Consider the following 7,703-nt stretch of genomic DNA (forward strand, 5'->3'; position numbering starts at 1 on the left):
GATGCGCACCATTCCGGTTGCTGCATTGCACATTAGTAAGCACCATCGCTTGCTAACACAGCACGGGCCGTCTGCCACAAGATCACGATGTCTCCAGTGATCGACCAGTTCTCGACGTAGTAGAGATCCAAGCGGACCGTGTCCTCCCACGACAAGTTGGACCTACCGCTTACCTGCCAGAGGCCCGTAATACCGGGCTTCACGAGGAATCGACGATGAACGTGATTCTCATATTCAGCAACTTCCCGTTCTAGGGGGGGTCTTGGCCCGACCAAGGACATCGAACCACCAAATACGTTGAACAACTGCGGAAGTTCATCGAGGCTATAACGTCGAAGGTACTTTCCGATGGGAGTAACTCGAGGGTCCTCCTTCATCTTGAAGAGTACGGAGTTGCCTTCAGTGCGCGCTTCATCCCGGAGCCCGACTAGCAGTGCTTCTGCATCTGTAACCATAGATCGGAACTTCAGCATGCTGAAGTGTCGACCGTTAATACCCACTCGCTCCTGCCGAAATAGCACATCCCCAGGTGTGCTGAGCCGAATTACGGCTCCGATGATTAGGAGGAACGGCGAAAGTACGACTATAAGCAAACCCGAGCACAATAGATCGAAGGCACGCTTAGCAAAGAAATTCCGGCCTTCGAACCTTGGCGTCTCGACATGGATGAGCGGCAATCCGGCAACCGGTCGGGTGTGGATACGTGGACCACCGATGTCCGTCAAGCTCGGTGCGACGACTAGGTGTTGTCTGCCTGGTTCCAGGCTCCAGCTCAATTCTCGAACTCGTTCTGGTGACAGCTCGTCACTACTGGTAATCACAACCGTGTCGGCGCCCACTGCGGTCATCGCCGCCTGCAATTTGTCGAGATTTCCGAACACAGGTATTGCACTGTCCGGTAGATACCCCGCTACGAGCCCGCTGGGAATACAGGCCCCGACGACGAGATAACCGGCTTTGGGCTGGCGCGCCAATTGACGAGCCAAATGCGTTGCGGACACTTCCGACCCGACTAGGAGCACTCGGGAGGAATAGCGCCCATCGAGACGGTGCACTCCAAGCCATTGTCTCCACATCCAACGCGAAAGAGCGAGAACTGCCAGTCCGAGAGGAAACGCGATGAGAATATAGCCTCGCGCTAAATCGATCTGGAAGAGATAGGCGATTAACGCCACCAGACCGAAAAGACGGACAGTGCTTCCCGCCACTAAGCGGTACTCCTGCCAGCCAGTGCCCAGCACTCGGTAGCCTCGCGAGCCATAGATACCCAAGGAAATCATCCATGTCACAATGAGCACAATGGAGATTACTGAATAGCTGATCGCTGTGTCCGCGAGGCTACCTCGAAATTGCACATCCGAGGCTGCGATGCCGAACCAAGCGATTTGGACCCCGAAAACTACCCAAATCAGGACAAGAAGATCAGAAGCGACAAGGCGAGCGGCATATGAAACCCGCCAATTTCGCCCGCCGGTCTGTTCGATCTCAATAGGTACCCCGGCTATGCCAGTGCGCTTTTTCATATTGCTCCTCATGGCGCTACACTTTCCGCCATGTCTCGATTTGATTGACGCCAACGCCAGGCCACGACGACGTAGGCAAGAAGGTACCCCATTGTGGTTACGGTGGCATTAACCAACGAAATTCAGTCGATCTATACCTTCTTGATGCGCGCGCGGCTCCGGACCTTTTCGTCCGTGACGTCCTGGGTATACCCATAGCCATATCCATAGCCGTAGTGACCGTATCCGTAAGCATCAGGGCCTTTGGTCGGCAGCATGGTCAGCACGAGTCCCGAAACCGGTGCACCGACACTCCCCAATGCTGCGATTGCGCCCCTAAGTTGATTCTTGTGGGTGCGGCCGGCCGCGACCACGATGATGGCCCCACCCACATTCTTCGCGAGGATTGCCGCGTCCGTAACAGGCAGCAATGGCGACGAGTCAAAGATCACTACGTCAAAGGTGAGATTGAATTGCGCAATGAGATCGGCCATTCGGGCTGAACCTAACAGCTCACTGGGGTTAGGCGGTATCTTGCCTGCCGGGAGTACGAAGAGACGACCCTCGCCCCACGGCTGAATAACGTCGGACAATTCCGCTCGACCGATTAGGACGTCGGTGAGTCCAACACGCCCCTCGACACCCATGTAGTCTGCGATCTTTGGGCGCCGCAGATCGGCGTCAATGAGAAGAACACGGCCGCCAGCATCAGCCAGTGCGATCGCGAGGTTTGCACCCGTGGTGCTCTTTCCTTCGCTTTCTATAGACGATGTTATGACGAAGCTGCGTTCTGTCCGACCCACGTCAAGGAACTGGAGATTCGTTCGAAGAGAACGGAACGACTCAGCCCGGGGACTTCGCGGGTCCACATGCACGATGAGCGGGCGTTCCTTGGCTTTCGGGTCGAAGACGATTCCGCCCAAGATCGGCACATCAGTAACCTGCTCGACGTCGCGCTCATTTCGAATGCGAGTCTCCATCGCTTCGCGTAGGACTGCTAAGCCGATTCCTAGAGCAAGTCCTATCAGAGCACCAAGCGCAATATTTAGCGGGACGTTAGGGCTCACTGGTTTGCTGGGCACAGTTGCTTCTTGTGCCCGGGTGAGTTTGACGGGCGATACGGCGTCAATGGCTTCGGGAGTCTCGATGGACTGGACAACGGCAGTAAGGCTCTGAGAAGCGGCATTGGCAATATCGGCGGCCCGCACGGGATCCGGGTCCAGGACGGCGATTTCAATAATCGACGTGTCAAGAGGCGCTGAAGCCGTGACCTGCTTTGCCAAATCAACGGAAGTCATGTTAAGCCCGAGGCTTCCAATCACCGGAAGGAGAACGATCGGTGTAGCCACTAGATCGGCATACGTCTTCACTCTGGCCACAGTAAAGGTATTGCCCTGCGCCAGCTCCTGGCTTGTGCCTCCGCCCTGCGTTGAGACGAAGACCTTTGACGACGCATTGTATAGAGGCGTTGTCGTCAAAGAGTAGGTGGCACCCGCTCCCAGACCAACGAGCAACAGAAGTACGATGAGGACCCAGCTCTTACGTAAGACCCGAATATAGTCGCGAAGTTCCACTCAGCGGCCTTCCTATGACGTTCACTTTCGAGGCCGACTTCTGACGCCCCCCATTATGGTGCCACAGTTGCGACCTACGGTGCGTCAAAGAATGCCTGTCGGACGCAGCGTTAACACCCCCGACATATGACGGTCAAGAGATAGTCATCGCTGTGGCCAGAGCAAGGAATCGCAGCGTGACGACGCATTCGTTGCGACAACTCGCGAAGTACCAGGAGTGATCTGAGCAGAGACATCACTCGTTAGAGGTCCAGCCCCTAGCCATCCAAATGTGAGAACCGCACTCTCTCCTGGAGCCAATTCGATGCTAGATGCGCTAACCGGATAGGTCGCATCAGTCGCCGGGTGGTAGCCGATGACGACGTTGTCTCGCATGACGCCCAGGTTCTGCATATCTGGTGCCCCGTAAACCGATACGATCGTCTTCACGTTTCCGGGGGTGACACCAAAATGACCTCCCCCCGTCACATATTCGGGCAATGACTTCGCCGCATCGGCGGGTGCCGTGTTCTTCAGATTCACAGTCACGGCATAATACGGCCGCGCGTCCTGTCGACAGACAGCATTGCCGACAGCTACCTGCACGTCGAGATGTGTGTCCATTTTTGCGCCAGTGGCATCGTTGAGGTAGACGCCGAACCGCGTCGTGTCGGCGTCGGTCACCGGTAGACGACCGGCCAAGGAAGTGTCCTGGAGAACAGCCTGGTCGTCATCGTGTGCGCTCCAAACCAGAACGCGTCGTTCGGCACCCGCTTGGCCGAACGCCTCGAGGAGCGACTTCGGGTTAGCGCCGCCGCCGGCCAACGCCGAGAATACCGACGAGGCGGCCCCCGCGAAGAATGCGTTCTGGTCGGCTGGCTTCGTGTACCGCGCGTAGGCATCGCTTAGCAGGAGATGTACGGCATTGTCCGAGGTAAGGACGTCGCCCGTCGCCAAAGTGATGGGGCCGGTGGCTTTAAGGAGATAGCTGAGGGCCACCGGGTCGATGGAGATGACGCCGTCTGCCTCGACACCAAACTGGCGTTTCCACATCTCGCGCGCGAGTGACGCCGATAGCGGAAAATTCGGCGTGAGAGTGACGTCCTGAATATATTCGCCGACTATGTCGCCGTAAAGCCCTCGCGTATCTGTTGGAAGAGGCAAGACCGGTTGCGCGTAATGCGGGAAGTCAGTGCCAGCGGCTTGCTGTTCGAGGGTGATCGCGCCGTTTTCCGTGTGGATAAGGGCGAGCGCACCGGGAATGCCGCCCGAGGCCCGCAGTTCCGCGGGATTCTGGAACAGCACGATATAGTTGCGTGGCCCGGAGGCCCCGAGCATGCCGGGCACAACACGCACGGCCCGATCGAGCGTGTTTACGGCAGCGGCTGCCTTATCCACCGAGGAGGAGAGTTTCTCGGCTGCGCCAGTCACCACGGACAGCGTGTCCGTAGTATCGATCGCGTCGACACGTTGTTTCACGGCGGCGAGAGCTGCATCGGCCGCATCGATCTGGGGCTGGGCATCGGTCATCGGATTGAGGTTGATCGCACCGTTGACCGGTTTGAAGTCGCTCAGGCTGATGGTTCCGGCGATCTTCGCGAGGGGAAGGACGGCCTGTTGGGCAATGTCGTCGGTCGCGGCGGCGAGCTGACGAACCACCGTGAGGTTAGGGCCGAGCACCGGGATGCCTTCGAATGCCCGCCAGACCGGGTCGCTGGTGAGAGCTACGGCACTCGCGGAATGGTCGGACAGGGCACGGGCCGTTGGCTGGGCCGATTCGCCATCGCCGGCGACCACCTGGGCCTGGATCTGCGCCGCGAGCGGAAGGGCGGCCTCGAGCTCACCCTTGGCGAGGTAGGCGCGTACGCCCACCCAGGCGACGATCCCGACGAGTAGTACAAGGGGGATACCTACCGAGAGCCAAATTCGTCGTCCCCGTCGACGCCGACCCTGGACCGGTGCAGATGCGTGCGCGTGGGACATTCGTCTAGTAAACCAGACAAAAACGACAGGCCCCGAGCGTGTGCTCGGGGCCTGTCGAAAAGCTGTGCGCCGGGGTCAGCGCGGGGTATTACGCGTTGGCGCGCTTGCGACGAACATAGCCGAGCACGAGGACCAGTGCGATGCCGAGGAGGACGGCGCCCGCTGCGCTCCAGATGAGGAGCATCGGGGCGTTGTATCCGGTGCTCGCGAGTCCGGCAGAGGTGCCGGCGTCCGCTGCGACGACGGTAATGGTCGAGGTGCCGATGAGGCCGGACGTCGCGCCGGTTCCGGTGAGCGTGTAGGAGCCGGTGGCGTTTGTCGGCAGGGTGACCTTGACGGCCAACGACCCGGTTGCGGTCGCGGCCTTGGCCAGCGTGGCAACGTTGGCCTTGACGGCCGACAGGGTGGCGGTTCCGGAACCGTCTACCGAGATGTTGACGGTCTCGCCGTTGGTGTAAGAACCGGCGATGAAATCGACCGCGACACTGCCGCCGGCAACCGGGGTGCCGGTAACGCTGTCATTGGTCGGGGGTACATAGCCGGCTGCGTTGGCGGCGGCGGGTGCGGCGAAGATAGCCAGAATCGTGAGCGCTGCCGCTGCGAAAGCCTTTTTTGCCATGAGTGAATCCCCCCTGCTGAAACGTGATTGGATGTGCCGGCGCGTGCGAACGTCTTGGAAGCACGTCTTCACCATAGGGTAGATTCACAGCTGAAGTCAGGGCCGGGAGGCCCCACGACCGCCGACCCGCCGAAATGACCCTCGCACTGGGGTGGCTTTTGCCGGTGATCAGTAAGCACCGGTGCGCTGGAGAACGGTTTTCGCCGTGCGCCACAGGATCGTGAAGTCTCCCGCGAGCGACCAGTTCTCCACGTAATACAGGTCGAGCCGCACACTGTCTTCCCAGGAGAGCGTAGATCGGCCATTGATCTGCCACAGTCCGGTGATTCCCGGCTTGACGAGGAACCTGCGATGAACATGGCTCTCGTACTGGTCGACTTCTGCAGCGAGGGGCGGGCGCGGCCCGACGAGAGACATGGTGCCGAGGAAGACGTTGACGAGCTGGGGCAGTTCGTCGAGGCTCCACCGGCGCAGGAATCGGCCGAGAGGCGTGATCCGGGGGTCGTTTCTCATCTTGAACAGAACGACATTGCCTTCGGCGCGGTGGAGGGTGCTGGTGTCCGCGAGCCGGGTTTCCGCGTCGACGACCATGGAGCGGAACTTGAACATGCGGAATGTGTCGCCGTGGAATCCCACCCGGGCCTGGCTGAACAGCACCGGGCCGGCGTCGCCCACCCGAATGGCGAGAGCGACCAGTGCGAACACCGGCGACAGGACTACGAGAAGGAGACCGGATACCACCAGGTCGAAGGCGCGCTTGGTGTGGATCTTGCGGCCTTCGTAGCTCGGCGTCTCGACATGCATGAGCGGCAGCCCGGCGACCGGGCGCATGTGGATGCGCGGACCACCGACATCGATGAGTCGCGGAGCGACCACGAGGTGCTGCAGCCCGGGTTCCAGGCTCCAGCTCAGCTCGCGGATGAGTTGAGCGGTCATTTCGTCGGCGCCCGTGACGACGACCGTGTCGGCACCCGTCACGTCGATGGCCGCATGGACGGTGTCGATGGATCCGAAGACCGGCACCTGGGTGCCCGGGAGCACGTCGCCTGCGGAAGCGCCGGTGACGCAGGCCCCCACGACCCAGTAGCCGGCGCCGGGCTGGCGGGACAGTTCACGGTTGATGCGCGCCGTCGAGGAGGGTGACCCGACCAGAATCACGCGGGACGAGAACTGGCCGTAGGTGCGCTGGACAACCAGCCATTGGCGCCACATCCACCGGGAGAAGATGAGCACCACGATGCCGAGCGGGAAAGCGATGAGAATGTAGCCGCGGGCCACGTCGATATGGAACAGGTACGCGACCAGGGCCAGAAGCCCGAAGAGGTGCAGGGACGAGTTGGCGATGAGCTTGTATTCGTCGGGTCCGGTTCCGAGCACCCGGAGACCGCGCGTGTCGTACGCCGCCAGGATGATCATCCAGGCGGCGATGAGCACGACCGAGACGATGCTGTAACTCACGGCGAGGTCAACGTGACTGCGACTCATGGACAGAGTGGCGGCATCCACCCCGAACCACAGCATCTGCACGCCGAACATGACCCAGATGAGCACGAGGAAGTCCGTGAACATCAGTCGACGGGCGTAGGTTCGCCGCCAATCGCGCGCGGCAGGAGGGCATGCGGTGCTCTCGACGGGGGACGCCGTGGATGCGCTCATGTCTCCTCCGAACGGGTGCGCGCCCGGAAGGATCCGGGTGCACAGACACATTCGGGGTGTCTCGCTCAGCTATCAGTCTAGGAACGAACGACGTACCCCATTGAGGGGGTGTTACTTGAAGGTCGCTCCGGAGTCGGTGGAACGCACGACCTGCTCGCCGGCCCAGAGCCAGATGGTTCCGGCCGCCTCGGAGACGGCGACCGTTCCGGCCATGGCCGTCGACGGGGTGCTCACGGCGTAGCAGCCGGCCACGGTGGGTACGAGAGCGTCGGTCACGGTGAGCAGCTGGGCGCCGGCGCACTCGGGGCGGCCCGCCGAGACGACGAGGTAGCCCGAGGTGGCGGGGGCGAGGGCGATCGCACCGGGGAGGGTTGCCGGGGTGGACCAGGT

The 7,703-nt window shown here is 60.8% G+C and carries 5 protein-coding genes and 1 pseudogene; all 6 read right to left on the bottom strand.

What is annotated here, in order from left to right; translation table 11 throughout:
• Nucleotides 1-32 precede the first annotated feature (32 nt).
• Nucleotides 33-1,523: a sugar transferase gene (locus QN345_RS03175; protein WP_322140620.1), complete on the bottom strand. Its 1,491-nt coding sequence runs from the start codon at nucleotides 1,521-1,523 to the stop codon at nucleotides 33-35.
• A 131-nt stretch (nucleotides 1,524-1,654) separates the two neighbouring features.
• The gene (locus QN345_RS03180) at nucleotides 1,655-3,076 is read right to left on the bottom strand and encodes a polysaccharide biosynthesis tyrosine autokinase (protein WP_322140619.1); all 1,422 of its coding nucleotides are present in this window, start codon (nucleotides 3,074-3,076) and stop codon (nucleotides 1,655-1,657) included.
• 144 nt (nucleotides 3,077-3,220) lie between these two features.
• The gene (locus tag QN345_RS03185; RefSeq protein WP_322140618.1) at nucleotides 3,221-4,927 is read right to left on the bottom strand and encodes a DUF4012 domain-containing protein; all 1,707 of its coding nucleotides are present in this window, start codon (nucleotides 4,925-4,927) and stop codon (nucleotides 3,221-3,223) included.
• A gap of 199 nt (nucleotides 4,928-5,126) precedes the next feature.
• Complete coding sequence (locus QN345_RS03190; RefSeq protein ID WP_322140617.1) at nucleotides 5,127-5,657, bottom strand: hypothetical protein; 531 nt, start codon at nucleotides 5,655-5,657, stop codon at nucleotides 5,127-5,129.
• A 168-nt stretch (nucleotides 5,658-5,825) separates the two neighbouring features.
• Nucleotides 5,826-7,313 carry a sugar transferase gene (locus QN345_RS03195; protein WP_322136547.1) on the bottom strand — a complete coding sequence of 496 codons (1,488 nt, stop codon included), beginning with the start codon at nucleotides 7,311-7,313 and terminating at the stop codon, nucleotides 5,826-5,828.
• A 111-nt stretch (nucleotides 7,314-7,424) separates the two neighbouring features.
• A pseudogene (locus QN345_RS03200) lies at nucleotides 7,425-7,703 on the bottom strand (hypothetical protein); the annotation flags it as partial.

It is taken from the genome of Cryobacterium sp. 10I1, assembly GCF_035019805.1.
In the GTDB taxonomy this organism is placed as follows: domain Bacteria; phylum Actinomycetota; class Actinomycetes; order Actinomycetales; family Microbacteriaceae; genus Cryobacterium; species Cryobacterium glucosi.